The organism is Vibrio sp. 10N.261.54.A5 (assembly GCF_041471145.1).
Classification (GTDB): Bacteria; Pseudomonadota; Gammaproteobacteria; order Enterobacterales; family Vibrionaceae; genus Vibrio; species Vibrio crassostreae_C.
On the sequence record NZ_JBFRNU010000034.1, the window covers coordinates 83,734 to 109,291 of the forward strand.

The window sequence follows — 25,558 nt, forward strand, 5'->3', positions numbered from 1 at the left end:
CTCCAATTGACGTCTTATTAGTGATGGCCTTCAGAAAAATCTGATGAGTGCTTCTGTAGATACTTAAGAACAAGTGCTTCTGTATCTGTATCGAAGTTAACGAACGCAATCATACCATCTAGCATGCCTACCCAACCGTTAGCGCTGAAGTGAGCTTCATCTGGCTGTGAGTGACACGTTGAACAGTTAGATTGGTACGCTTGACCTGCTGCGTTCCAGATTGGATCGAAGTTATCAACCATAGACTCTTTCTTCATCCAAAGTGCTAGGTTAACTTCTTCCCATGGAAGGCCAGTAAGCTCATCTTCTTTCTTCTCACCAACAGTGATAACGTCACTTTGAGATACTTCTTTCGTCAAGATTGCAGTTGAGATGTTCATACCGAAGTCTTCTTGGATTACACGTCCGAAGCCTTTCGCTTTACGCCAACCGTCGATTTGAATCTTGATCATGTCGCCTTTTTCGTCGATAACCGCAACTTTACTTGCAGGGCTTAGTAGACCCGCTTCAACTGTTGCTGTTTCATCTGTGTACATTGGTAGGTGACGAATAGAGATCACGTCAGAACCATTTGCGTAAGATGTGCTGCTTGCTACATTTTCTAGCTCGCCAACAATACCGCTCGCTGATGCCATATCTAATGGAAGGTTGTGAGCAATACCTTTGTGACAGTCAACACAGCTTTGATCACGCTCTGCCGCGTTCTTCATCTGGATACGCGCTGTTGGGCGCATGTTTTCGAAATCCATTGAATCGTAGTTGTGGCAGTTTTTACACTCTAGAGATTTGTTCGAAGAGAAACGATCCCATTCGTGTTTAGCTAGTTCGATACGACGAGCTTCGAATTTCTCAGGCGTATCTAGGTCACCAAATACTTGAGCGAATACTTCTTTAGATGCTTGCATCTTACGAGCAATTTTTGCTGTCCATTCATGTGGAACATGACAGTCAGGACAAGTAGCACGTACACCAGAAGTGTTTTTCCAGTGAACCGTTTCTTGTAGTTCTACGTATACGTTGTCACGCATGGTGTGACAGCTTACACAGAACTCTTCTGTATTTGTATGTTCTAGCGCTGTATTAAAACCGCCCCAGAAAATAACACCGGCGATAAAGCCACCCATGGTTAGTACACCAAGACTGATGTGTACTGCTGGGCGAGTCATTGTGCGCCATAATTTAACTAAAAATGATTTCATGTTTAGCTCTCTTAAAAATTAGTTCTAATAAAAATGTGATAGCAAGAGGGCATTACATGCCGCCGTGTGCACCTGGAGGACCTAATACAAACACTTGCAGTGCCCAAACTAGAAAGCCGTAGCCTCCTACAAAAGCCACACTTAATATTGGAAAGAGAACCACTGCAATGAAGAGGAATGACTTCCACTCCAACGAGCGTTTTTCGCCAGTTTCAATTTTATTAACATCACTCATACATTTTGCCTATTTTGTATTTAGTAATTTCGAGTAGCTCATTCTAAGGAGCTAAAGTTCTTGAGTATCTAACAACAAATTTTAGACCATACACAAAGTAGGGTTCAATCAAATCTCCTGTTATAACCCTTGCTAATCAATACTTTTTTGAGGTCATCCAAACTTGTTTTCAGTTAAACAAACTTATTAAAAAGTATTAACAAATGTGAAGAATTAAGTATATTTCACAAATGTTAAAAACCAACACTCGCGCAACTATTTGACAACCGATTTTAACTTTTTACCTACTAAGTAGTAGCCAAAAAAGCCTCAAACAACCACTATTTTGTGTTTTGTTTGTTAAATAATTGATCGTTTTTCGAATCGATGACTTTGCAGTTGAAATGCATCATTTGGCACTTTCAGATATGATAGAAGCCTTATTAAAAGGAAGCATTATGCAAGACGTTATTGATATATCTTGGTGGCAATTATTGTTTTTCAGTTCACTTCTCTTGCTACCAATTGTAATCAACCACAAGCTAAAACTTGGCCTTGGCAAAGAGGCTTCTATCAGCATCATTCGCATGACTGTTCAGCTATTTCTGGTTGGCCTCTACCTAGAATACCTGTTCACTTTGAATAGCTTGTGGGTCAATTTACTGTGGTTATTTACGATGATTATCGTTGGGGCAAGCTCGATTGTTGAAAAATCCAAGTTACCGCGAAACCTCTTGTTAGTCCCTGTCGCTGTGAGCCTAGCGGTAACCTGTGTACCCATTGTCTTGTTTATCTGCTTATTCATCATTAAACCAACACCGGTTTTTAACGCGCAGTACTTAATCCCTATTGCAGGGATGCTGTTAGGTAATAGCTTAAGCAGTAACATCGTGGCATTGCAGAACTTGTTCGGTGCTTTTGAAACGCAGAAATCAGAGTACGAAGCGGCTATCGCTTTAGGTGCCTCTCCTTCCTATGCTGCTGCGCCTTTTGTGCGTAATGCTATACAGAAAGCGATGTCTCCTATTATGGCCTCAATGGCAACCACAGGCTTGGTAACGCTACCAGGAATGATGACAGGACAAATCTTAGGGGGTGCTTCACCAATGATCGCGATTAAGTATCAACTGATGATCATGTTGGCTATTTTCGTGATGATGAGCTGCTCCTTAGCGCTTGCACTTCACCTATCATTAAAGACTTCCTTGACCAAAGAAGGGCGAGTTCTCGCTCAAATACAGCCTTCAAAATAACCTCCCGACTCCTCTTAGATCTGGTTACTCACTGAATTTGATACAAGTTATCCACAGAAATTGTGGATAACCAAATCAATATAGATCCTTTTTTGTCCATTTCGGCTCGAGCAAAGATCATTGCCATTGATCTTTGGGTGATTTCAAAGACATATACACACATGGTAATCAGCGCTGTTGAATTTTCAGATGATCATTAGAGAGATGAAGAAGTAGGTTTTCCACAAATAAAAAACGGCCTGCAATGCAGGCCGTCTTGTAAATGTCATAAGTCAGTTCAGTGTTTCCACAGAGCGTTAACTCATCTCGTCAACTGAGTTAGTCACGTAGGTAGATCAACCAGTACCACATACCAACAAAGATACCGCCGCCAATGATGTTACCGATGGTAACGGGCAGCAAGTTGTTCATCAAAAAGTCCGCCATGTTCAGATCAACATAGTCCGCTGGGTTAGCGCCTGTCATTGTCCAAAATTCAGCCGGAGCAAATGTTTTGATGCCGATAGCTAAAGGCACTTGGAACATATTCGCAATACAGTGCTCGAAACCAGCCGATACGAACATCGCAACAGGCAAAATCATTACCGCAATTTTGTCAGTCAGTGTGCGTCCACTAAACGTCATCCATACCGCGATACAAACCAATACATTACACATGATGCCGAGCGCGATAGCTTGGATAAAATCGTGGTGCATCTTATGTTGGGAGATAGCCATTGCATTCAAACCCACTTGACCGTGGTCGAACATGTACTGTTTGGTCAGTAACATACAAGCCACCAGCAGCAATGCGCCAATCAAGTTACCTACATAAACTGTAGCCCAGTTCTTAACGAGCGTGCGCCAACTAATCTTGCCACTTGCACGAGCAACCAGAGTCAGCACCGAACTGGTAAATAGCTCACCACCGGTAACAACAACGAGAATTAAGCCCAAGCTAAATGCAAGGCCACCTAATAGGCGAGTAATACCCCAAGGCAAATCACCAGCACCAGTCGTTACGATGGTGTAGAACACAAACGCAATACCGATGTGTATGCCAGCGGAAATCGCTAGGAGAAAAGATTTGATTGGATCTTTGGTTGCTTTACCTACGCCAATATCTGCAGCGCGCTCAGCCATTTGTGGCGGTAATAATGAGTCAAATTGGTTTAGATTCATGATGATTTACATTTTGAAACATGTCGTCGGGAGCGCGATAATCCTCTCTTTCATTTCTGAATTCAAGAGCTATTTTAGGCACAAAATAGCTCTCACAGCCTTGTTGAAAGCAAATAGTCCGAGTTATTCCAAATTCATACGACTTTAGTAGTAAAAAGAAAACTCTGCTGAATGATTAGTTATCAGCATAGAAAATAACACATCTATAAATATCAACAAGTTACGTTAAAAATCAAAGAATAACGTACACTAAAATGGCTCACAGAGCGCTTTTATTTCTAGATTTTGACATAGATCAACAGAACGTAAAAAAAACGCCCTAAGGCGCTTTTAACTCAATCACAAATAAAGAAATTAGTGATGCTAAACCGAAGGTTCAATCACTTCTTCTGATGATTGTTCTAGGGTTGAATCCTCTAGAGTAGATTCAACAGCTGGGGACATCACATCAGAGTCACTTTCGTTGGCCACTTTGCCACCTAAGCTTTTCAAACTATCCACTAACTCTTCTAAGCTTTTAATGTGAGCATCACTCTTGGTAATCTGCTCACCGAGCAACTCACTGTGCTTGGTTGCTTCAGACAGTTGCTGCGCTTGCTTCTGGTTTTCAGACTCCAGCTTAGCTAATTGCTCAGTCAAAGTTTTAATCTCTGACTTTAATGACGCCGTCATGTCTGAGCCTTTCAGCGCTTTAACACTCGCTACAATTTTTTGAGACTGAAGACGCAATACAACATCACGGTGATCTTCATCATTAACCACTCGTGAAATGCTCAATAACTGGTTCTCTGCATTCAAAACCGACTGTTCGAACTGGTCGCCTTTTACGCTCGCCAGCACTTTGACTTCATGAGCAACACTGCGTACGTGGTTTAATTCGAACTCCGCAGCGTGAACTGCGTCTTCAATGATAGACTTTTCACGGGGACTGGCTTTCACTTGGCTTTCTGCCAAAGCAATTTGAGATGCCGCTTTAGCAAACGTCAGTGGAACAACGTCATCGAAATCTTCATCTTCCAAGAACTCTAATTCGTTCTTCAAAGGTTCGATGTATTTCTTATGCGCCACTTTAACTTCTAGTAAGCGAGCATTGTTAAGAAATTCCACCTGCGCTTCTTGAGCGTCTTCAAGCTCATCGACCAGCACATACTCGAACAACTCGCTGTATTCTGAATACAAACGTTTGTAGCTCGAGGTAAACATGGTATCTGCGCCAAGAAACTTCAGGTAATCCATTTGGACAATCGAATCCGCGAGTACTCGATCAGCCTTCTTCTTTAACACTAAGATCGAGTCATAGTTTGATTTGATCAAAGCGATTTTTTCATCAAAGGCTTCAGCGTAAGTTAGGCTCGAAAAAATGGAGTAACTCTTGGTTATCCGAGTTTCGTCTTTAAGTAAGTCCGCATAAATGCTTTCAGCATCATCCCATGCGTCTAATAGTTCATTGTAATTCTCTGGTGCATAGAGAGACAATTGAGCATGGTCTTCAAGCTTAACTTCCCATTCGGAGTAAACGCTTTGGACAGACTGAAATGAACGGACCTCTATTGTCGATTCATTATTGTTGTTTGTGGTTTGGTTCGCGTCTGTCTGCTCTGAGGGTGTACTTTGACAACCTGAGATAGCAAATAGCATACTGATCGTTAATGCTACTTTGTTCGCTCTCACTTATGCATATCCTTTTTATACAATATTCGCTCAATGCAAATTATTTCTAGTCACAATATATTACAACCACTTAGCAATAAACATCACTGATGATTTAAGTGGGTGCAAATCACCCAATATAACCAAAATAAACTCATCACTCGATGATTAATCAATCAATTTGGTATCACTTATCAATTCTCTTTATTTGCTATTGCCTGAGCCGAGAATGCGCACTAAGGTGAAGGTAGAGAACGTTATGAATATATAGGTCAATTATGAAGTACAACGCTGAACATATTGCTGATTTAAACCTCCTTCTTCAATTTGATGTAAGTAGTGCAGCTACTGGAATTAAAGTCCATCAAGAGGCAGCTCAAGAAACTCAAGACGCTGTTAAGCGCCTATTCGAAAAAAACCTTTGTACTCAGCCAGACGGCGGTTACCTAACAGATGAAGGTATCGAGATGGCAGAGCGCGCAGACAAGCTTCTTCGCGTACTAAACTAAAGCTCCATTGTTCTAGTAAAAACTCCACTTGCTTCGGCCGTGGAGTTTTTTCATTTTTGGGCAAAGCTTTGTTAGGCTTATTGTAAATTCGTCATTTGCAGTTGTGAGGAACACATGGCTTCTATATTTATTGTCGGTGCAGGATGGGTAGGTGCACCTTTATCTGAACATTTAGAAAAACATGGTAACCGAGTAGTGGTCACGAAAACGACCCAAGCGGGAGCAGATGCCATTGGTAGCGAACAAATTCCATGTGAAGTGTTTAGCTTTGATTCATCCGATCCACAACAGACTATCGGGCGACTCTATTCATTGTTACTCGAAAACAACACTGAAATTGTGATTGGCAGCTTCCCTCCTGGCTTTAGAAAAGGAGCAGGACAAGAGTATGCCGACTACTGGCAGCAACTCACCAATGCATGCCAAAAGGCCAACATTAAAAAGCTCATTATGGTTAGTTCAACTACGGTATACCCAACTAAGCCGGGTGTGCTGAACGAGCTGGATGCATCACTCCCCCTTTCGACCTCAGATAACGAGCACGCGTCTTTATTTTCCGATAACGCACGAATCATGCTGCAAGCTGAACAGTCAGTGATTGATTCCGGTATCGACTACACCATTCTTCGCTTTAGTGGCTTAATCGGCCCAAGCCGTCACCCATCACGCTTCGCAAGCAAGTTAAAACAAGTCAGCACTCAAGCTCCAGCCAACATGCTGCACCTTGATGATGCAATTGGTGCTGTCGATTTCGCTATCAGTCAACTGCACAATGAAATAGTTAACGTGACCACACCAAATACAGTCAGTAAGGCGGAGTTTTATGCCGCGGCACTGAAAAGCGCCAACAGCAGTGAGCCTCTGCCCGCTGTTGTTGATACCCCAGACAAGTTAATCTCTTCGAAGAAGATTCTCGACTTAGGTTATTCATTTAAATTCGAATCCACACTGGACGCACTTCATGACTGAACAATCTATTGCTAACAAAAATCCCAACATAAAACTGCATCGCTCAGTCGACACCCTTTGGAACTTTATGTCGATGGGTCACAAGGTTACGCCTTCCGACTGTATCTTTGTATTGTGTAGCAACGATACTCGCGTAGCTGAATATGCAGCCGAGCTTTATCACCAACAGATCGCGCCTTACATCGTTTTTTCTGGCGGTGTGGGGCGCTTTACCGAAAGAAGCTTTGAACGCTCAGAAGCAGAAACATTCGCTTCTATCGCACGAGATTGTGGCGTGCCTGACTCTGACATTATCATAGAGAAACACGCAACAAATACTGGGGAAAATGTACGATTCACTCATGAGTTGCTGACAGAAAAAGGGTTATCGCCGAAGAGGCTAACCTTAGTTCAGAAGCCCTTCATGGAGAAACGTACCTACGCAACCTTCAGTAAACAATGGCCTGACGAAACTTCCGAGATTACCGTGACGTCGCGATGGCAAACTTGGGATGATTACTTTAACGAAGAGTTGCCGTTAGATATGGTGTTAGGCGCATTAATTGCTGATTACGAGCGAATCAAATCCTACCCAGAGAAAGGCTTTCAGATTGAGATGCCGATCCCCGACGACGTTGACCACGCCTATCAAGCATTGAAGAAGCTCGGTTTCGAATAAGCAAAAGTTAGACTTTGAACAAAGTAAAAGCTCGGCAGGAAATAAAACAAAAGCTCGGCTTGGAAGAAAGCAAAACACAGGCCCAATAAACAAAAACGGTGACACTTGGTTACCGTTTTTCGTTCTTTCGCGTTAGCAAATAGAGCTGCTTATTTACCTAACGCTTCTTTGTAGTGCAGACGGCAAACAGAAACGTATTTGTCGTTACCGCCAATAGCCACTTGGTCGCCCTCAGCAATCGCCACACCGTGCTCGTCGGTACGAATTACCATGTTCGCTTTACGGCCACAGTGACAAATTGTTTTAAGCTCAACAAGTTTATCTGCCCAAGACAGTAAGTAACGGCTACCTTCAAACAGTTCACCCAGGAAATCGGTACGTAGGCCGTAACAAAGTACAGGGATGTGCAGCTTATCAACCACTTCTGTTAATTGGTACACCTGCTCCTTCGATAAAAATTGGCACTCATCGATCAAAACACAATGACGCTTTTCTTCCTCATTGAGCTTTTTGATCGCATCAAACATGTTGGTGTCATTTTTAAACAGCTGAGCTTCAGATTGCAGACCAATTCGTGAGCTCACTTTACCGATACCATAGCGATCGTCCAAAGCTGCCGTAAAGATCACTGGCGTCATGCCACGTTCTTGGTAGTTGAATGAAGATTGAAGAAGCGTTGTTGATTTACCCGCATTCATTGCCGAGTAATAAAAATACATCTGAGCCACAGAAATATTCCTGTTAATTAAAAGTTGAAGATAGAAAAGGTGAAAATAGAGAATTCGTGCTAGAAAAAAGGGCTGAAAATCAGCCCTTTTTATAAGATTTACTTACGACGCCAAGTCGTACCTTCTGGGCCATCTTCCAGAACAATACCCAACTCGTTTAGCTTATCACGTGCAAGGTCGGCATTTGCCCAATCCTTTGAAGCACGAGAGTCGTTACGCAGTTTGATCAACGCTTCGATTTCAGCCACTTCGTCGTCGTTACCTGCCGCATCACCTTGTAGGAAGGCTTCTGGCTCTTGGTGAAGAATACCGATGATGTCTGCTAGTTCACGCATCAATGCACCCAGTCCGCTTGCTTTTTCAATGCTTTCAGGCTTGATACGGTTGATTTCACGAGCCATTTCAAACAGTACTGAATAAGCTTCAGGTGTGTTGAAATCATCGTTCATCGCTGTAGAGAATCGAGTCACGTACTCTTCGCCACCGGCAGGAGCGGCTGTAAGGTCTAGGCCACGAAGTGACGTGTATAGACGCTCTAGTGATGCGCGAGCTTGGTTTAGGTTATCTTCGCTGTAGTTTAGCTGGCTACGGTAGTGACCAGACATTAGGAAGTAACGTACCGTTTCAGCATCGTAATGTGCTAGCACGTCACGGATAGTGAAGAAGTTACCTAGTGACTTAGACATCTTCTCTTTGTCTACCATCACCATACCACTGTGCATCCAAGTATTTACATACTGAGTGCCGTGCGCGCAGCAAGACTGTGCGATTTCGTTTTCGTGGTGAGGGAACTGCAGATCTGAACCACCACCGTGGATATCGAAGTGGTTACCAAGAATAGACGAGTTCATTGCTGAACATTCGATGTGCCAACCTGGACGACCCGGGCCCCATGGCGATTCCCATGTAGGTTCACCTGGCTTAGACATCTTCCAAAGAACGAAGTCTAGTGGGCTGCGTTTTGCAGATTCAACATCAACGCGAGCACCCGCTTGAAGCTGATCAAGGTCTTGCTTTGAAAGCTTACCGTATTCGTCGAATTTCTTTACTTCAAACATCACGTCGCCGTTGCTTGCAACGTATGCGAAACCACGTTCAATCAGCTTTTCAACAAGCTCGATGATTTCAGTGATGTATTCTGTCGCACGAGGCTCAACATCTGGACGCTTCATGTTCAATGCATCAAAGTCAGCGTGCATCTCACCGATTAAACGCTCAGTCAGAGAGTCACAAGACTCACCGTTTTCGTTAGCGCGTTTGATGATTTTGTCATCGATATCTGTGATGTTACGAACGAAATTCAAATCGTAACCAAGGTAACGAAGGTAACGAGTTACTACGTCGAAAGAAACGAACGTACGACCATGACCAATATGACAGAGATCGTATATGGTTACCCCACAGACATACATGCCGACTTTGCCAGCTGTAATTGGTTTGAATTCCTCTTTCTGTCTTGTGAGCGTGTTATATATCTTCAGCATGATCTCTATCTATTTTATGGATTAATCAAAATAAGCTCGCAGTATAACAAGTCATACCTTAATAGGTAATCCCTAAAAGCAGGAATTACCTCAAACATCCGAGTTAAGTTAATGATTTGGTGATTTGAAAGTCTGCCAACATGCGCTAGAATTCGAACTTCATATTAAAAAGACAGTAAGGTAACAATCATGATCATCCTTCACACAAATTTTGGTGATATCAAAGTTCAACTTAACGAAGAAAAAGCACCAGAAACAAGCGCAAACTTTCTACAGTATTGCCGTGACGGTTTCTACGACAACACACTATTCCACCGTGTTATCGATGGTTTCATGATTCAAGGCGGCGGCATGACTTCTGGCCTTAAAGAAAAGGCAACTCGTGCAACGATCAAGAACGAAGCAAACAACGGTCTAGCGAACAAAGTTGGTACGCTAGCAATGGCTCGTACTATGGAACCGCATTCAGCGAGCTCTCAGTTCTTCATCAACGTTAACGACAACTCTTTCCTAAACTTCCGTAGCGAAAGCCTAGACGGTTGGGGCTACTGTGTATTCGCAGAAGTTGTTGAAGGCATGGACATCGTAAACAAGATTAAAGGTGTTAGCACTGGTTCTATGGGTATGCACCAAGATGTACCTCTAGAAGAAGTGATCATCACTGGTACTACAATCGAAGCTTAATTCATCGCTTTCGGTTAGTATTGATGAGCCGATAAAATCAGGATATAGGGAGCGAATCGCTCCCTTTTTTTAGACCTATGAAAACATATTTTATATCAGATCTGCACCTTTCTCCGTCACGAGAAGACATCACAGACTGCTTCTTAACCTTTATGAAGAAAGAAGCCGTAGAAGCGGATGCACTTTACGTATTAGGTGACCTTTTCGAATTCTGGATTGGTGACGATGATAAGAGTGAATTCGCGACTTCTATCCGCCAAGCGTTTATCGACTTAGTGAAAACAGGCGTGCCTTGTTACTTTACTCAAGGGAACCGCGACTTCTTAGTCGGCAAAAAATTTGCTAAGCAAACGGGCGTACAACTTCTCGACGAAGTTTCTACGATCGATATCTACGGGCAAAAAGCGGTAGTATTGCATGGAGATACCCTATGTACTGAAGATGTAAAGTACCTCGCCTTTCGCGAAAAAGTGCATCAGCCATGGTTACAATGGGTCTTCAACCGAATTCCATTTTTCATCAAGAAGAAAATTGTTTCAAAGGTTCAATCAGATATCAAAGATGACAAGCAGACCAAGTCTCTCGACATCATGGATGTGACACAGCAAGAAGTCGAAGATGTGATGGAACGAAACAATGTCGATCTGATGATCCACGGCCATACTCACCGCCCAGACATCCATACATTTAATGCTAACAATTGCACTAAAACCCGTATCGTACTTGGCGATTGGTATACGCAAGGCTCAGTGCTGGTGTTCACGCCGCAAAGTTTTGAACTACAGAATCGAGCGTTTAGCAATAGCTTTTAACATCACGCTTAAACTTTCACTTTGATTATTATTGTCGGTCAGACTTTCTTAGAAAGTGTATGGTAATTTCTAGTGAATTAGCTATTATCTCTCTACCAGAAATAAACCGAACACAGTACCAAGTTGAAATATTCATACGTAGCGCGTCAACCAATACTCGACACAGGCAAGAAAACCATAGGTTACGAGTTGCTATTCAGGGATGGTCCTAAGAACACTTTCCCTGAAGTAGAGCCGGAGCTCGCTACTAGCCGTTTGCTTTCCGATCACTTCTTATCGACCCACTATAATACGTTGGGTGATAAGCTTGGGTTCGTGAACTTCCCATATGCAAGCCTAATCAACTTAGTCCCTACTCTGTTCCCCAAAGAAAGCCTCGTTGTTGAGGTTCTTGAAGACTGCGAACCAACAGACGAATTACTTGAAGCAATCAAAACCATCTTTGACGCGGGTTATACCATTGCGCTAGACGACTTTGTGCCAAGTAAAGCTTGGAAGCGCTTCTTACCCTACGTTTCAATTATCAAGTTCGATATCCGTTTGACGCCAATTGCCAAAGCAGCGATGTTTATGAACTCTCTCAAAGGGCTAGATATCAAGTTCCTTGCTGAGAAAGTAGAAACGTACGAAGAATACCAAGAAGCGAAAAAAGCAGGCTTCACCTACTTTCAAGGTTATTTCTTTAGCAAGCCAGAGATGATCCAAACGCGTGCGCTCAACCCAGCATTCCTGACGACCGTTCAGCTGTTAAAAGAGATTGCGCACGACCCTATCGACTTTGGTGAAGTAGAGCGTTTGATTACGCTCGATGTGACCATGTCGTATAAGCTACTTACCTACGTAAACTCCGCTGGCGGTTCACCAACAACGATTCGTTCATTCCGCCAAGCGCTTATTTACCTTGGTGAACAGAAACTGCGTAAGTTCGTTTCACTGGTGGCTATCGCATCCGCGAAAGAAGATAAGCCGGACTCACTTTATGGCTTAGCGGTAATACGCGCACGTCAGTGTGAACTCTTGGTTGAGAAGATGAATGTTAAGGTTGAGCCTGGACAAGCCTTTTTGACCGGTATGTTCTCTCTGTTGGACTCACTCTTTGACCAACCATTGAAACAAGTACTCGATTCAGTGCCGATCGACATCGAGATCAAACAAGCCTTGATTCAACGTAAAGGCGTGTTAGGTGCTGTATTGGCGATGGTGGTTGCGTATGAGCAAGCTCGTTGGGAAGAAGCGACTCGTATTCGCCAGCTTCTCAAACTGAGTGAAGCTCAACTTGGTCAAGCTTATGACGAAGCGACGACTTGGGCTCAAGAGCTATTGTCTCCAGCCTTGAAATAGTAAACTTCGCGCTAACACTTTGATAATTTCAATAACTTCAACAGAAACTAAACTTTGGTGAGCGATCGTTTCTTGGTAAACTCCCACGCATTCACTTATGGCCTCTTAATAGAGGCCATTTTTACAGGATCTGACTATGTCTTTATGCCCATGCGGTAGCAAAAATACTTACCAACAGTGCTGTGAATCAGCGCACCTTCACCACAGTGCTGTTGAAACGCCTGAACAGTTGATGCGCTCTCGTTATTCAGCGCACGTGTTGGGTTTAGTTGACTATGTTGTTGCGACTTACCACCCTAGCTGCAACGCAGAAGCGCAAAGAGAAGGTATTGCCGAATCTATCAACAGTGATTGGGCAGGACTAGAAGTCATCGATACTGCGGTAGGCTCGCACCAAGACGAAGGCTTTGTTGAGTTTAAAGCTTACTTCAATGAAGAAGGCGCACAATACTGCATGCAAGAACGCTCTCGCTTTATACGTGAAGACGGTCTTTGGTACTACATTGATGGTACCTTCCCAGAGCAGGAACAAACTACACAACCAGAAATTGACCCACGCTTCAATCAAACCGTTGAGAGCTTTAAAATCGGCCGTAATGATCCGTGTATTTGTGGCAGTGGTAAGAAATACAAGAAGTGCTGCGGGTAACTCGTTCGACTAAGAAGTCAGATTAAGAGAAGAGATTCCTGATGTCGCTTAGGCTCCTCGGAATGACGCAAAGTCAGAGGTTAGAAAAGTGACGTAGGGCTTAGAAATCTTGAAATCTTGAAATCTTGAAATCTTGAAATCTTGAAATCTTGAAAATTAAAAAACTAAAAAGCCCCGTAAACATGTTTGTTTGCGGGGCTTTTGTCTGTCTTTTACGCGGTTCTATTAATCTAAAGAGAGCTTACTTATGACGCTCTTTCAGCTTGTTTACCACATCATCCATCGATAAGCCTTGGTCTTGAAGAAGAACCATTAGGTGGTAAATCAAATCTGCTGATTCACACACTAACTCCGCCTTATCGCCCGACGTCGCCGCAAGCGCGACTTCAACGCCTTCTTCGCCCACTTTTTGCGAAATACGCTTGGTGCCACGGGCATATAGATTGGCAGTATAAGAAGATTCAGGATCGGCGTCCTTGCGGGCAGCCAATAGCTGCTCAAGCTGATGAAACCACACCATCTGAGACTCTTCTTGCTTGTCTCCATCCCAACACGTTGTTGTACCTGTGTGGCACGTTGGACCAATGGGATTAACTTTAACCAGTAAGGTGTCGCTGTCACAGTCCAAGGCGATGTTTTGCAGTTGCAATACATTGCCCGACGTTTCACCTTTCGTCCAAAGACGCTCTTTTGTGCGAGAGAAAAACGTCACATTGCCAGTTTCACCCGTTTTCTCAAGTGCGGCTGGGTTCATGTATCCCATCATTAGCACTTGGCTTGACTGGTAATCTTGAACAATCGCTGGCACTAAGCCATCTACTTTTTCCCAGTTAATACGCTCTGACAATGCGCCTACTTCTGTTTTTGATAAGCTTACGGGTTCAAAACTCATAGTCGCACCTCTACATCTTGTTGTTTTAAATACTGTTTAAGTTCACCAATATTGATGACTTGTTTGTGGAATACCGAAGCCGCAAGTGCTCCATCCACGTTGGTCTTTTTATAAGCTTCAGCAAAGTGCTCCATTGCACCAGCGCCACCAGAGGCAATCAATGGCACATTACACACTTCACGCACCATGTTTAACTGATCGATATCATAGCCGTTACGAACGCCATCTTGGTTCATCATGTTTAACACAATCTCACCTGCGCCACGCTTCTGTACTTCCTGCACCCAATCTTTGGTTTCCCATTTGGTTGCTTTAGTACGCGCTTCATCGCCTGTAAATTGGTAAACCTGATATTTACCGGTTTCTTTGTCGAAGTATGAATCGATACCGACAACGATACACTGAACGCCAAACTTATCAGCAAGGTCAGTAATCAGCTGTGGATTAGCCAATGCCGGTGAGTTGATTGACACTTTATCCGCACCAAACTCAAGAATGCGCGCTGCATCTTCTGCTGATTTAATACCACCAGCGACACAGAAAGGGATATCGATCACTTCAGCTACGCGTTTCACCCAGCTTTTATCGACCACACGGCCATCACTTGATGCGGTGATGTCATAAAATACCAATTCATCGGCGCCCTCTTCTGCATAGCGTTGTGCTAGCGGAACGATGTCACCAATAATTTCGTGGTTACGGAACTGAACGCCCTTAACCACTTGTCCGTCACGGACATCCAAACAAGGGATTATTCTCTTAGCTAACATAAAATAACAACCACCATAACCTGTTGAATTTAATCAAATTAATTCCCTTTAAAACTATAAACACCAAAATAAATCAGCGAGAAATCAGCATGAGAGATGTAACTTTCAGAGGCAAAACATATCCCCACGCAAAGAAATTCATACATCTGAATATATATTCAATGAGATTTGTGAAATTCATACACACAATTTACACACTTTCGTTATACATAAAAAGCCTAAAAGTGAAGTTTGTCACAATGAATTTAACCATTAGGAAAAGAGGGAGGTTTGCCTCACCTTCAAGAGCATTTGCGAAATCGCAATCGCTAGCATAACATTAGCCTACACTAATACGTATTAAACTAAAAAAGGCGCTAGTGCAGCGTGAATTCCTACTAGCGCCTTTCTACTTTTTACTATTGATCACTGTAGTATTAGTGGTTATTTTCTTTCCACATATCTAGCTCAGCATCACTAATAGCATACTGCACCTGAATCTCTTCTTTGCTTAAATCCCCAAAAACTTTAGGTGCAAACTTTCCACGCCCTGTCCAGTAATACTTCTCACCATCAACTTCAATCATAAATTTTGGTAATGTCTTAGCTCTTTTAACTTTAGATGGCACATTATTATCAACTTCTGGTTGACCTAATGTCGATGTGTCCAGCCCGATGATTTTTATGTACTCTTCATCAGTTAAGTTCAGTTCTTTCATTAGTTTGCGAACTTGCTCCGCTTTTTCTTTTTTAGCTTCATTTTCCCTTTTTTCAGCGAAGCGCTTTTCTTCAATCTCTTCGCTGACTTTTTGTATATTTTTAAAAAAACGATCCTGCTGATCTTCATTCAATTGTTCAACGACTTTACGTAGCGTTATAACGCTTACCAAATCTTCACTGCTAAACATACCAACTTTCCCTTTATCTTATTGCAAACCTTATAATAGTCTCACAACATCTTTAAGCGATCTACCATCTTTCCAAATTAAAAATATTATTATAAAAGCCCGTGTAAACTCAATTTCTACTTGTCCCAATTATCTAGCACGGAAGTGCGTCATTCGGCATTTCTAGTGCGTCAAAGCGCATTTTCTGTGCGCCATTAAGCACTTCCTACATTTTATAATGAAAAAATAAAGATTACTAATTTGTAAAAAGGCGTAACTAATAACAAACAAGCATATTATTATCGTACTAATTGTTATAATATTAAGTGTATCAAAAGTAACAAGCTAGTATTAAAAGTTCTAATCGTTCCGATTATAATTTTAAAATCCTACCTCATCTCTTCCAGAGTTTCGGTTGCGAAAATAGCCTGTGGCATTTTCGATATAATAAACAGCAATGTTACCCATTTAGATTAAATATAATAAAAAGAGATTAATTAAAATGAATAATCCATTAGAACCACGCAAACACTTTAAAATTTATAGTCAGTGTAGTCGCCCTCAAAAGAAATCGCTGACTAATTTAATAAATAAAGGGAAATATCATTACGGAAAAAACACATTGAAGATGCAAATTATTCAACTGACACCGAGCTATGAAAAAGCATGCGATGTCTTTGAAGAATTAACAATTGATGAGTATTCCGAATTAATAGACTTAGTCGTTGGGTTAATTTACTCAGCATCCCGTGCCGACATTGATGAGAACGTAAAGAGGAAAAAGAACAAACTCCTTGAGGATCTTAAGTCCAATTTTAAAAAAGATAGGAAGCTTACGAAAGATAAACTGTCCGTCCATCTTAAGACCAGCATTACTGTAGCAGAGTCTGAAAACCTAAAAGCAGCAAGTGATAGCTACAATTATAATACTGTTAGTTCATTCTTGAGGGACGTTATAAGAGATAAAGTCGAAATTCGCCCAAACCAAAATAAAGAATATCAAGCTTATTTTAACACTAACAAACGTATAGCCAAATCGCTTGAAGAACTCCTAGATAAAGAAGATGCTATCGCTGCAATTCTAAAAAATTCTGATATGACTAAACAGTTCACAACCATGATCGCTAAAATAAGAAATGACAATAATATAACAAGAAACTTGGTTATGGATAATCACACAGTTAAGACAGCAGAAATGATCGCACTAAAGCATTTAAGTTCAAATAAACTCAAAATGTTATATGAACACAAACTAATTCAAGAAAATGAATAAATAGAGATACGCTTGCTCAAAGAGCAAGCCTTCCCAATAAATCATAATTAACAATAAAAAGAATAAAATATGATATTTGAAGAATTAAAACCAAAAGCTAAGCAGACTATAAAAGATGCATCTGACCTAATCCTATACACATCTGCACAAACTAAAGATGATGTGGCAAGGCTTGCTAAATATGCTGCGGGACAAACAAAACAAGAAGAACTAAGCAGTCCCATCTCTCAGTTTATATACGCTAACGAAATTTACTCCATTCCTGATGATGCTGAAACAAATGCGAGAGATGTTGATTGGTCTGAAGCAATTGAAGAGCTTCAAAATGCTTACAAACTAAATAAAAACACAAAGCAGCACTTCCGTCACTTTGTTGTTTCACTCGATGTTAATGAGTCACTGAGAAAATCTCAATGGACCAATGTTACTCACTCCCTAATGACAAAGCTGGGCTTTGAAAACGCTAAGTACATAGCATTTAAGCATTCCGATACCGATAATGAGCATATTCATATCGCCTGTTCAGTTGTCGATGTGGTTTCACGAAAAATTATAAACAACTGGCAAAACTACAACAAAGCTCAGGAGGTAATGCGCTTTTTTGAGAAGAAGTACAACCTCAACCAGATCGAATCCAGCGCTGACAAAAACAAAAGATATGACAACAAAATTAACAACGCTAATAAGCACTCACTAAAGCATATGATGCGTAGAAAAGTTGAGACAGCAATTCTGTCCCTTGCTCACAAGCAAGCGTCCCTACCCGAACTTGAGCTGGCATTACTTCACATTGGTATTCAAGTTGAGTTAACTAAGGATAAAGCTAATACAAGGTTTCGAGGCATCACCTACATATTCGGAGATATTAGGTTTGCTGGCTCTGCGTTAAAATCGGGGAACAAGTTTGCGCTTGGTGGTCTAGTCAAAAACGGAATATTGTCTATCGAAGCACTAGAGGTAACTCACTACCAACATCCACCAACAGAAGAGCTGGAACGTTTTGAAACAATCAGAAAGCTATCCACTGAAAAACTAGCCAACCTTGAAGAAATCACAGCTAAGCGAAGAGTGGAAGAAAAAGAGAATGATGAACTTATCTTCAATGCCGTAGTATTGAAAAACGATACTGCAAGAGTACTACATATTTTAGAAGGCAATCGACTCTACAAAGAGTATCTAAAGCATGCTAAGCGAAAACGCACAAGCTTTGAGGAGAGAGCAACAAAACAGGTAACTTTAGAACTAGAAAGCTCATTAATACGTAACTCAGCGCTCTCATTTAAATTACTTTACTACCTACTCTTGTCGTTAATCGAGAGCCTGGAAAGATTTGTAAGGACTGCGGATTTTGAACTGGTATATGAAAAGTTTGGTGGTACACCTGAACCTATGAGTCTTGGCTTCGATATCAGAAGTTGACCAAGGTGCAAATTGTTCAAAAGGATAACCAGTACGAAATATCATTATTACTAACATTCTGATCCTTTGCACTAGGAAGAACGACGGTAACAAGAGTCAATCAAGCCGTTGATTTAAAATATAAAAATCTACATCTTCGGGTATTCCGACCGAGGTTATCGTTAGTTCGATCTCCGATTTCGAAGTTGAGCTAAAATTGATCGGATAATCCCCAAACGGAAATAACTGATCGGAATACTCCGAAATATGCATGCAATGAGTTTAGGCCACTACCCGAGCGTGTTTTGGTTTTTTCGAAAGAAATTATAACTCCTTGCCATGTCGTTCAAAAAACAACCACGAAAGTTCAACACGCCCTAGCTATTGAACATCAATTTTAGGTAGAATAAGTTCCCAACTTAAAAGCACTCCATATAGATGACTACTTTTCACGAAATACTAGGAACATCTCAAGCATCAACAACACAAGAGGTTAAAAAGAGGTATAAGCTGCTTTCAGCTAAGTGTCACCCAGATAAGGGCGGTAGTAACGAACTTTTTAAACTAGTAAAACTGGCATTTGATAAAGTAACTGGTGGTTATGGTGACCATGTTTTTGATCAAAAACATCATCAAAGCGAGCATGTTGGAAAACAACTCAGAGCACAAATTCGACAGCTAGAGGCTGATCTTTCAAAACAACAAATTGCTAAAGATCGCCTAAATGAAGAGCTTAAGAAAAGCAAATTGGAAGCAGAGCAACTAAAAGAGAAATTACAGCAACAAAGCTATCAGCTAGCTGCATTTGAAAAACAGAGCAATGCTGTGCGTGCTAACTCTTCTAATAAAACGCCGTATTTTTCAATAATTATCATGGCTATATTATCAGCCATAGCTGGTTTTACGGTCTCAGAGAGGCAGTATGAAGATGCCATACCTGTATCAGAGAGACTGTACAGTGATGTCCCAAGTTCCAGAGGAAGTATACCCGATATTGTTACAAGCGGAAAAAATGAGAAAAGGCAGAATTACAAGCTATTACTCATGGCTTTACGTAATCAAAAAAACGCAATAAATGTAGTTCAAGACCTTAAAAAACGCGGATATAACGCATCTGTTGAACCTACTTTAGACTACTTTAAAGTAATGGTTTGGATGTCCGCGAGCTATAAAAATGAAGTTGATGCTGAAATAGATATACTAAGTAACCTAACTGGCTCTCAAGCTAAAATTGTTAATGTGAGCGAGTAACAATTCTAACAAACGTAAACTCCATAGCTTAAAACAAACGCTCTGTTGTGTAATGCCCTGTGTCATTGCGACCACCACCTGCTAAATCGTTTACAGGTAGTTTCTGACATTTTAGAGATATTCGGCAGCAGTTCAGGGTGTTTGTTTTTCCAGTATCGCGCCCATCAAAAACAACAGCCAGTTTTTGAAGCTGAGCTTCTAACGGGCAGAATACTAATGTTCGACTTTTGAAACTCGTTTCTGTCCATAGGTATGCTTGCACGATTACGGGTAAATTAGTTGCATTTGGATAGCTCGTTTCCACACAACTCAATTTACCAAGAATCATCGTAGTTAAATGTGTGCAGTTACACCACTATATATAATAAAAGATCACAACTGCACAAATCCACACCCACATCACTAGCAGTAGAAAAGGCAGTATGGTGAAACCATACTGCTTAAACTATTGAAGTTCGCATGCAAAGCCTGGGGTCTCCACTTTTATAGAAAATCAATATATGACATGATTTCCCTTTGATTTTATCTATCAATTAAACAATCATTTAGTAATTGACCTAGCCTCAGCCACTCTTGAATCATATGCCCCAATCTTAATGTTTTCTCCACATGAGTCATCAGCACCTCTTCTAAAGCGATTACAGCCATAAAACGTCTCTCGATTAGGATCATTCTCACAGCGTGCAACCATCGTACCGATGCCACAACGTAAGCACCCTATCTCAATTTCACCACAACCGCGACAACGTCTAAACCCTTTTGCATGAGTTTCCAAGGGAGAGTTGCAATGCTTGCAACTATTGACCAACGTATCACAGGCTGGTGCGTGTGAGCATTTATACAAAGTTTTATTGTATCTGGTAGTTAACGGACGAAGTTCACCTGTCTTACACTGGCTACAGTTCCACTTTGCAAGTTGTGGCGCTAATTTATTATCAACAAACTGCAAGCCAAACTTTGCCATTTCGGATAAAAATGGGCTGCTTTTATCGCCATCGAATAATACGTAAACAAAGTGCTTCGCTCGAGTCAACGCTACGTAAAATAACCGTCTTTCCTCACCATGGATAAAGCTTTCTTTGTTTGGCAAAACTAGATCGATCAGCTCATCGTTTTCCCTCGTCGAAGGAAATACACCAGTATCAACCCCGAATAAAATCACATAGTCAGCCTCTAGCCCCTTACTCGCATGGGCTGTAACAAAGCTAATATCCAAATTTGTATACGAAAACTTCTCAACGTTAATACCTTTCAATTGAGAAGTATTTTCTTGGCGAAAGCGTCCAATAATCAGAACAGAAGCGACTTCGCCTTTTCTATCGGCTGTGCGATTTAACGTAGCTAAAGCACGCTGTAAAGAAATCACATATGCTTGATTTTTCCTTTCCTTCACACTGCTAATCGACTTGAGGTTTTCCATATCTTTCTTTACGTCAACCAACCTGACAGCAGGTGCATCTAACATAGCGTGAGTGGAGATCTCTTTTTTGATTTGAGCTGGGTTTGTCATTACAAAACGACTACTCACTTCATGAATTTTGTCATTAAAGCGAAAGGTCTTGTCCAAAGGAACGGCTGTGGCAGGGTTAAACACGGCGGAAAATTCAGTAAATAACGCTAAATCGGCACCATTGAAACGGTAAATGGATTGCCAGTCATCACCTACAGCGAATAAACGAATGTTTGGCTTTGAAGCCAATAGCGCTTTAAGTAACTTATAACGACCACCAGAGATATCTTGAAACTCATCAACCAAAACATGAGTATACGAATGATGAAAACGACCTTTTTCTATAATATCAGTCGCTTCAGAGATCATGTCACTAAAATCAATACATTCTGTATTAGCTAAGTGCTCCTGATACACCGTTAAAATAGGCTCAAAAATCCGCAAGAAGGCTTCCGTTCTCTCAATATCATAGCCTCCACCGCGATATTCATCTCGCACTGTATTTGAATCAAACTGCCCTTCTTTATACAAGCCTAAGAAACGTTGTAGTAGGTCTATAAAACCTTGCCATTGACTTTCGTTTTGTTCCTTAAGCTGCTTGAACAATGCATCGACTTCTACAGGCTGGGTGAGCACTTCATACTCGTTTAATGCAGCTTCTAAAGATGATTGCAATTGACCTTTTTGGAGTTGATATGTGTACAATTCAAGCATACGAGTGCCTTTCGACTCATGTAGCTCGCGTTTCCATTCTAAGCTTGCTAAGTACTCATCTCTATCGATATAGGGCGCTGTATTGTCATTCTCATCCAACCCAAGGTATTCAATGTAGAGATCGACATCAGGCAGATAGAAATCAGGTTGATATTGGCGTCGATCGACGCTTCTGGTGTTAAATTTGTAGTCGGCTTCGTACTCGTACTTGATGCCACTCAATGCCAAATAGTTAGCAACTCTCAGCTCCCCTACACTTTTTACCCATTCATTGTTCAACGTAATCAAACGGCAACTTGACAGAAATTCGTTGTATTCCTCCATAGAATCAAAATCTAGATCGGATTTCCCTGGTGTGCTCAAGCTTGAAAAATAATTGACCAAAGCAGATTTAAATAGAGGGTCATGCTCAGCCAAATCACTGAGCGTCTCGTCAATAAACTTCGTGAACTGATGTGGTTGTTCCGTAAAAGACGTAATTGAACGTTTAAATCCATGGTGCCTTGCTAAGATGTCATTACCTAGAGCGTGAAATGTATTTGCCCTCAGGTGATCTGCATTAGCTGGAATACGATCTTTTATACGTTCGTTCATCTCAGCCGCTGCTTTGTTACCAAAGGCCAGCATTAGTATGTTCTCAGCCTTAGCTATGTTTGCTTGAATGAGATAGCCAGCTTTACCCACTAACGTTGCCGTTTTACCCGTACCAGCGCCTGCAATCACAAGGTTGTGATCATCATTAGTTACACAAGCAATTCTTTGCTTGTCTGTTAATGGATTTTTCTCTACCTCATCAAAGAAGCGTTTGTATTTGGAGACTAATAGTGGTGTCACTTGTTCATTGTGCAGATTTCGCCCTAGTTCACTTACGCTTTCCGAAGAAAGTGATTTAGCCTCTTCATAGACACTTCTGTGCAAAGGACTCGTTAATTGATCTGGCGATACACCCAAATTCTGCAACTTACACACGAGCTGATAAGCCGAGGCTATAGGCCTCCATTCATAAGATGACAAATAACAACTTCTGGCGTGAAGCTTTGCTAAGGAATCTTGATATGCTAGCCATCGATCACTACTCGCAATGAGAAGCAACAAAGAATCAATCGTCTTTTGAGTAAAATCCATTAGATCTGATTGACGATAACCTTTCAAAACAACAACACCGTTATCTTCAGTTTCAATAACTAAACGATGAAAGAACAAACCCTTTTCAATGGATATATTTACTAGCGAATCTAGCAGAATCTCTAAACTTTGAGGGGAGTATTCTAGTCTAATGTTGGTTGGTGATAGAACGACAGACTGGTTCTTTTTCCATAGTTTATTCCACAAGTTTACCGCTGGATGTGTACTTAAATGCATCAGACTACTTCAATAATTGGATTTTAAATTCTGCATCGCCACTAGTAATCCAGAATACATGTATGGTTATTATTCTAACCAATAGCAGTGAACAAATCAGTAACAGTTAAGCATAAAGCAATCAGCCCCAACAATTGAAGTCCAACCCAAAATGGTTCATACTATACCCAAATTAAAAATAGTATGGATTTCATGGATAATCTCAACTACGCACAAAAACAAAGGCTTGCTTACATCGACTTTAAATTAATGTTTGTCGGCCACTTTACGCGTTCAGAAGTTGTAGAACATTTTAAGATGGGACTATCAAATGCCACTCGCGATATCAATCTCTACAAAGAGATGGCAGCCCATAACCTTACCTACGACAACGCTGAGAAAAGATACTTTCAGACAGCAGCATTTGTCCCTCTATTTAATCACAACACAAATGAAACGCTTGGTAAGCTAGCCAATCAACTTTCAGGTGAAGACAGTGTAATTAACGGCTTAGGCATTCCATTTGAAGCTCCAAGCCAACTTAACGCGCCTAACACCAACATCGTAGCTGTCCTTACTCAAGCAGCTCTGAACAACAAAGCGGTAAAGATAAGTTACGTGTCGCTATCTAGCGGCGAGAAAAAACGAACTGTCGTTCCCCACTCTATTGTTGATAACGGATTGCGTTGGCACATTCGCGCTTATGATTGCCAAACGAATGAGTTCCGCGACTTCGTTATTTCTCGAATTACCAAAGCTGAACTATCGGATAACGCCGTACTCGAAACTCAAACCATGCTCGCAGACAAACAGTGGATGAGATTCGTACCGTTAGATCTAGTACCTCATCCGAATAACGTAGATTACCCAAAAGCAATTGAACTTGATTACTCTATGAAGAATGGAAGACTCTCCATTGAAGTTCGCGCAGCATTAACGGGTTACCTATTACGACGTTGGAATGTCGATTGCTCTGAGAACGCAACGCAAACGACACCTGAACACCAATTATGGCTTGCTAATAGACCAACCTTGTATGGTGTCGACAACTTGCATCTTGCATCGGGTTACTCTGAATCTACAAGTATAGTTAATACTGAAAGCATCAATTAGGACGTAAACATGGCAGAACATAAAAAATACCTTGGCGACCTGATCGGTGGCAGCCTAATGATCACAGAAGCTCAGCTTATTGCCGAGCTGCTGCTTTCAGATCCAAGCAAAGAACAATGGGATGATGCCATTGTTGATCAAAACATTCTTCAAAAGCGCTCTCCAGCATCAGCTAAACGCAATGCTGCAACGATAAAAAAGCGCATTGCCAACTTGGGAAATAAATTCCTATCAACTTTGGTTAATGCTAACCACGAAGAAGCGGCACAGTTAATGATGGCTGCAACACTGATTAACTCTCCGCTACTTGCTGACTTCATGCGTACTGTTGTGATGGATGCAAAACGCATGTATCGAGAAAATATCGATATGAAAGATTGGGAATACTTCTGGGAAGATAAGTGCCGTATTTATCCTGACTTCGCTGATATGTCGGAATCTTCAACCTACAAAATTGCCCAAGTCGCATTCAAAGTCATGACAGACGGTGGCTTCTTAGAAAGCACAAAAACCAAAGTACTCACCAACATTTACATTACGCCAGATGTACGTCAGCTATTAGTCGATATGGATAGAGACGACATCATCCAGGCTATGGAGATTTACTAATGCTCCAGTTACAACAACGCTTAGACAACATCCAATCACGCCTAGAAAGTGATGAGTTCCTTCAGAATAAGGAGCTTGGTGGTGAGATCGGCTTTTATATCTTTGACTATAAACCAGAGCATGAACTGGCAGTTCGCGAGCATATTGAACTGTTGGAAAAGAAGCTGTCAAACAGAGGCTACACCTTTGCCAGTATCAACTTGTTCGAAATGATCATTAAGCTACTGGAATCACGCCGACTACTCGATAAGTCATTCAAAATGCAATTTGCGAAAGGCGATGAAGCACTATTTAAAGCGTTAAAAGGGCCACTAGAGCAAAATCGCGTTGCAGAATTCATAGTGAAAGAAGCCAACATAGATAATTGTGACTTTATCATGCTTCATGGCATGGGAAGTGTTTGGCCTATTGTCCGAGGTCACGGACTACTCAATGCGTTGCACGCTAAAGTAGGCCAAGTTCCAACTGTAATGTTCTACCCAGGTGAATATGATGGCGCGGCGCTTAAACCATTTGGCCGTATCGAATCAAACAACTATTACCGAGCCTTTAAACTGGCATAACGTTTCT

The 25,558-nt window shown here is 41.4% G+C and carries 25 protein-coding genes; 14 read left to right on the top strand and 11 right to left on the bottom strand.

Features of this window, described 5'->3' with window-relative positions; all coding sequences use genetic code 11:
• Positions 1-17: 17 nt before the first annotated feature.
• Positions 18-1,199, bottom strand: coding sequence for a pentaheme c-type cytochrome TorC (gene torC / locus AB4329_RS11315; protein ID WP_004734592.1), 1,182 nt, complete (start codon positions 1,197-1,199; stop codon positions 18-20).
• 52 nt (positions 1,200-1,251) lie between these two features.
• Positions 1,252-1,434, bottom strand: a complete 183-nt coding sequence (gene torE / locus AB4329_RS11320) for a trimethylamine N-oxide reductase system protein TorE (protein WP_004734591.1) — start codon at positions 1,432-1,434, stop codon at positions 1,252-1,254.
• A gap of 437 nt (positions 1,435-1,871) precedes the next feature.
• Here torE and AB4329_RS11325 point away from each other — a divergent pair, with 437 nt between their 5' ends.
• Entirely contained in the window at positions 1,872-2,666 is a 795-nt protein-coding gene (locus AB4329_RS11325; protein ID WP_004734590.1) for an ABC transporter permease, read from the top strand.
• A gap of 318 nt (positions 2,667-2,984) precedes the next feature.
• Here the strand turns inward: AB4329_RS11325 and focA are convergent, their stop codons facing one another.
• Positions 2,985-3,827: a formate transporter FocA gene (gene focA / locus AB4329_RS11330; RefSeq protein ID WP_017060282.1), complete on the bottom strand. Its 843-nt coding sequence runs from the start codon at positions 3,825-3,827 to the stop codon at positions 2,985-2,987.
• Positions 3,828-4,190: 363 nt separating this feature from the next.
• Positions 4,191-5,498 carry an ATPase gene (locus AB4329_RS11335; RefSeq protein ID WP_017065323.1) on the bottom strand — a complete coding sequence of 436 codons (1,308 nt, stop codon included), beginning with the start codon at positions 5,496-5,498 and terminating at the stop codon, positions 4,191-4,193.
• 257 nt (positions 5,499-5,755) lie between these two features.
• Here AB4329_RS11335 and AB4329_RS11340 point away from each other — a divergent pair, with 257 nt between their 5' ends.
• The 3 genes from AB4329_RS11340 (at position 5,756) to AB4329_RS11350 (ending at position 7,613) form a co-directional block, all read left to right on the top strand.
• Positions 5,756-5,986: a TIGR02647 family protein gene (locus AB4329_RS11340; RefSeq protein WP_017060280.1), complete on the top strand. Its 231-nt coding sequence runs from the start codon at positions 5,756-5,758 to the stop codon at positions 5,984-5,986.
• Between the two features lie 114 nt (positions 5,987-6,100).
• Entirely contained in the window at positions 6,101-6,955 is an 855-nt protein-coding gene (locus AB4329_RS11345) for an NAD(P)H-binding protein (protein ID WP_017060279.1), read from the top strand.
• Positions 6,948-7,613, top strand: a complete 666-nt coding sequence (locus AB4329_RS11350; protein ID WP_032545711.1) for a YdcF family protein — start codon at positions 6,948-6,950, stop codon at positions 7,611-7,613. Before AB4329_RS11345 ends, AB4329_RS11350 begins: the two co-directional genes overlap by 8 nt.
• A gap of 149 nt (positions 7,614-7,762) precedes the next feature.
• On the opposite strand, the gene AB4329_RS11355 is transcribed toward AB4329_RS11350, so the two are convergent.
• Together AB4329_RS11355 and cysS are read right to left on the bottom strand one after the other, a co-directional pair.
• The gene (locus AB4329_RS11355; protein ID WP_017060277.1) at positions 7,763-8,341 is read right to left on the bottom strand and encodes a thymidine kinase; all 579 of its coding nucleotides are present in this window, start codon (positions 8,339-8,341) and stop codon (positions 7,763-7,765) included.
• Between the two features lie 98 nt (positions 8,342-8,439).
• Complete coding sequence (cysS, locus tag AB4329_RS11360; protein WP_017060276.1) at positions 8,440-9,825, bottom strand: cysteine--tRNA ligase; 1,386 nt, start codon at positions 9,823-9,825, stop codon at positions 8,440-8,442.
• A gap of 189 nt (positions 9,826-10,014) precedes the next feature.
• Here cysS and AB4329_RS11365 point away from each other — a divergent pair, with 189 nt between their 5' ends.
• The 4 genes from AB4329_RS11365 to AB4329_RS11380 all read left to right on the top strand — a co-directional run bounded on the left by AB4329_RS11365 (position 10,015) and on the right by AB4329_RS11380 (position 13,311).
• The gene (locus AB4329_RS11365) at positions 10,015-10,509 is read left to right on the top strand and encodes a peptidylprolyl isomerase (RefSeq protein WP_017060275.1); all 495 of its coding nucleotides are present in this window, start codon (positions 10,015-10,017) and stop codon (positions 10,507-10,509) included.
• A gap of 77 nt (positions 10,510-10,586) precedes the next feature.
• Complete coding sequence (lpxH, locus tag AB4329_RS11370; protein WP_017060274.1) at positions 10,587-11,321, top strand: UDP-2,3-diacylglucosamine diphosphatase; 735 nt, start codon at positions 10,587-10,589, stop codon at positions 11,319-11,321.
• A gap of 123 nt (positions 11,322-11,444) precedes the next feature.
• Positions 11,445-12,662, top strand: a complete 1,218-nt coding sequence (locus AB4329_RS11375; protein WP_029235542.1) for an EAL and HDOD domain-containing protein — start codon at positions 11,445-11,447, stop codon at positions 12,660-12,662.
• Between the two features lie 136 nt (positions 12,663-12,798).
• Positions 12,799-13,311 carry a YchJ family protein gene (locus AB4329_RS11380; RefSeq protein ID WP_372138320.1) on the top strand — a complete coding sequence of 171 codons (513 nt, stop codon included), beginning with the start codon at positions 12,799-12,801 and terminating at the stop codon, positions 13,309-13,311.
• A gap of 241 nt (positions 13,312-13,552) precedes the next feature.
• Here the strand turns inward: AB4329_RS11380 and hisIE are convergent, their stop codons facing one another.
• From hisIE to AB4329_RS11395, 3 genes are all read right to left on the bottom strand, one after another.
• A complete protein-coding gene (hisIE, locus tag AB4329_RS11385) occupies positions 13,553-14,203 on the bottom strand; it encodes a bifunctional phosphoribosyl-AMP cyclohydrolase/phosphoribosyl-ATP diphosphatase HisIE (RefSeq protein WP_372138322.1) in 651 nt (216 codons plus the stop codon).
• The gene (hisF, locus tag AB4329_RS11390; RefSeq protein WP_017060270.1) at positions 14,200-14,973 is read right to left on the bottom strand and encodes an imidazole glycerol phosphate synthase subunit HisF; all 774 of its coding nucleotides are present in this window, start codon (positions 14,971-14,973) and stop codon (positions 14,200-14,202) included. Before hisF ends, hisIE begins: the two co-directional genes overlap by 4 nt.
• A 416-nt stretch (positions 14,974-15,389) precedes the next feature.
• Positions 15,390-15,860, bottom strand: coding sequence for an H-NS histone family protein (locus AB4329_RS11395; protein WP_372138324.1), 471 nt, complete (start codon positions 15,858-15,860; stop codon positions 15,390-15,392).
• A 481-nt stretch (positions 15,861-16,341) separates the two neighbouring features.
• On the opposite strand from AB4329_RS11395, the gene AB4329_RS11400 reads away from it, so the two are divergent.
• The 3 genes from AB4329_RS11400 (at position 16,342) to AB4329_RS11410 (ending at position 19,761) form a co-directional block, all read left to right on the top strand.
• Positions 16,342-17,112, top strand: coding sequence for a hypothetical protein (locus AB4329_RS11400; protein WP_372138326.1), 771 nt, complete (start codon positions 16,342-16,344; stop codon positions 17,110-17,112).
• Between the two features lie 69 nt (positions 17,113-17,181).
• Positions 17,182-18,531: a relaxase/mobilization nuclease domain-containing protein gene (locus tag AB4329_RS11405; protein WP_372138328.1), complete on the top strand. Its 1,350-nt coding sequence runs from the start codon at positions 17,182-17,184 to the stop codon at positions 18,529-18,531.
• Between the two features lie 417 nt (positions 18,532-18,948).
• A complete protein-coding gene (locus AB4329_RS11410) occupies positions 18,949-19,761 on the top strand; it encodes a DnaJ domain-containing protein (protein WP_372138330.1) in 813 nt (270 codons plus the stop codon).
• A 28-nt stretch (positions 19,762-19,789) separates the two neighbouring features.
• Here the strand turns inward: AB4329_RS11410 and AB4329_RS11415 are convergent, their stop codons facing one another.
• On the bottom strand, positions 19,790-20,065 hold the full coding sequence (locus AB4329_RS11415; protein WP_372138332.1) for a hypothetical protein: 276 nt from the start codon (positions 20,063-20,065) through the stop codon (positions 19,790-19,792).
• A 237-nt stretch (positions 20,066-20,302) separates the two neighbouring features.
• The gene (locus tag AB4329_RS11420) at positions 20,303-23,287 is read right to left on the bottom strand and encodes a UvrD-helicase domain-containing protein (RefSeq protein ID WP_372138333.1); all 2,985 of its coding nucleotides are present in this window, start codon (positions 23,285-23,287) and stop codon (positions 20,303-20,305) included.
• Between the two features lie 192 nt (positions 23,288-23,479).
• Between AB4329_RS11420 and AB4329_RS11425 the strand changes: the two genes are divergently transcribed.
• From AB4329_RS11425 to AB4329_RS11435, 3 genes are read left to right on the top strand one after another with little or no spacing between them, the layout of a single operon-like run.
• The gene (locus AB4329_RS11425) at positions 23,480-24,379 is read left to right on the top strand and encodes a WYL domain-containing protein (protein WP_102420193.1); all 900 of its coding nucleotides are present in this window, start codon (positions 23,480-23,482) and stop codon (positions 24,377-24,379) included.
• 9 nt (positions 24,380-24,388) lie between these two features.
• Positions 24,389-24,988: a DUF1819 family protein gene (locus AB4329_RS11430; protein WP_102420194.1), complete on the top strand. Its 600-nt coding sequence runs from the start codon at positions 24,389-24,391 to the stop codon at positions 24,986-24,988.
• Positions 24,988-25,551: a DUF1788 domain-containing protein gene (locus AB4329_RS11435; protein ID WP_102420195.1), complete on the top strand. Its 564-nt coding sequence runs from the start codon at positions 24,988-24,990 to the stop codon at positions 25,549-25,551. The genes AB4329_RS11430 and AB4329_RS11435 overlap by 1 nt, the downstream gene beginning before the upstream one ends.
• The last annotated feature ends 7 nt before the right edge of the window (positions 25,552-25,558 follow it).

Excerpts from the sequence above, each read along its gene's own strand:
- torC (WP_004734592.1), bottom strand. The coding sequence starts at position 1,199 with ATGAAATCATTTTTAGTTAAATTATGGCGCACAATGACTCGCCCAGCA.
- torE (WP_004734591.1), bottom strand. The coding sequence starts at position 1,434 with ATGAGTGATGTTAATAAAATTGAAACTGGCGAAAAACGCTCGTTGGAG.
- AB4329_RS11325 (WP_004734590.1), top strand. The coding sequence starts at position 1,872 with ATGCAAGACGTTATTGATATATCTTGGTGGCAATTATTGTTTTTCAGT.
- focA (WP_017060282.1), bottom strand. The coding sequence starts at position 3,827 with ATGAATCTAAACCAATTTGACTCATTATTACCGCCACAAATGGCTGAG.
- AB4329_RS11340 (WP_017060280.1), top strand. The coding sequence starts at position 5,756 with ATGAAGTACAACGCTGAACATATTGCTGATTTAAACCTCCTTCTTCAA.
- AB4329_RS11345 (WP_017060279.1), top strand. The coding sequence starts at position 6,101 with ATGGCTTCTATATTTATTGTCGGTGCAGGATGGGTAGGTGCACCTTTA.
- AB4329_RS11350 (WP_032545711.1), top strand. The coding sequence starts at position 6,948 with ATGACTGAACAATCTATTGCTAACAAAAATCCCAACATAAAACTGCAT.
- cysS (WP_017060276.1), bottom strand. The coding sequence starts at position 9,825 with ATGCTGAAGATATATAACACGCTCACAAGACAGAAAGAGGAATTCAAA.
- AB4329_RS11365 (WP_017060275.1), top strand. The coding sequence starts at position 10,015 with ATGATCATCCTTCACACAAATTTTGGTGATATCAAAGTTCAACTTAAC.
- lpxH (WP_017060274.1), top strand. The coding sequence starts at position 10,587 with ATGAAAACATATTTTATATCAGATCTGCACCTTTCTCCGTCACGAGAA.
- AB4329_RS11380 (WP_372138320.1), top strand. The coding sequence starts at position 12,799 with ATGTCTTTATGCCCATGCGGTAGCAAAAATACTTACCAACAGTGCTGT.
- hisIE (WP_372138322.1), bottom strand. The coding sequence starts at position 14,203 with ATGAGTTTTGAACCCGTAAGCTTATCAAAAACAGAAGTAGGCGCATTG.
- hisF (WP_017060270.1), bottom strand. The coding sequence starts at position 14,973 with ATGTTAGCTAAGAGAATAATCCCTTGTTTGGATGTCCGTGACGGACAA.
- AB4329_RS11395 (WP_372138324.1), bottom strand. The coding sequence starts at position 15,860 with ATGTTTAGCAGTGAAGATTTGGTAAGCGTTATAACGCTACGTAAAGTC.
- AB4329_RS11400 (WP_372138326.1), top strand. The coding sequence starts at position 16,342 with ATGAATAATCCATTAGAACCACGCAAACACTTTAAAATTTATAGTCAG.
- AB4329_RS11405 (WP_372138328.1), top strand. The coding sequence starts at position 17,182 with ATGATATTTGAAGAATTAAAACCAAAAGCTAAGCAGACTATAAAAGAT.
- AB4329_RS11410 (WP_372138330.1), top strand. The coding sequence starts at position 18,949 with ATGACTACTTTTCACGAAATACTAGGAACATCTCAAGCATCAACAACA.
- AB4329_RS11420 (WP_372138333.1), bottom strand. The coding sequence starts at position 23,287 with ATGCATTTAAGTACACATCCAGCGGTAAACTTGTGGAATAAACTATGG.
- AB4329_RS11425 (WP_102420193.1), top strand. The coding sequence starts at position 23,480 with ATGGATAATCTCAACTACGCACAAAAACAAAGGCTTGCTTACATCGAC.
- AB4329_RS11430 (WP_102420194.1), top strand. The coding sequence starts at position 24,389 with ATGGCAGAACATAAAAAATACCTTGGCGACCTGATCGGTGGCAGCCTA.
- AB4329_RS11435 (WP_102420195.1), top strand. The coding sequence starts at position 24,988 with ATGCTCCAGTTACAACAACGCTTAGACAACATCCAATCACGCCTAGAA.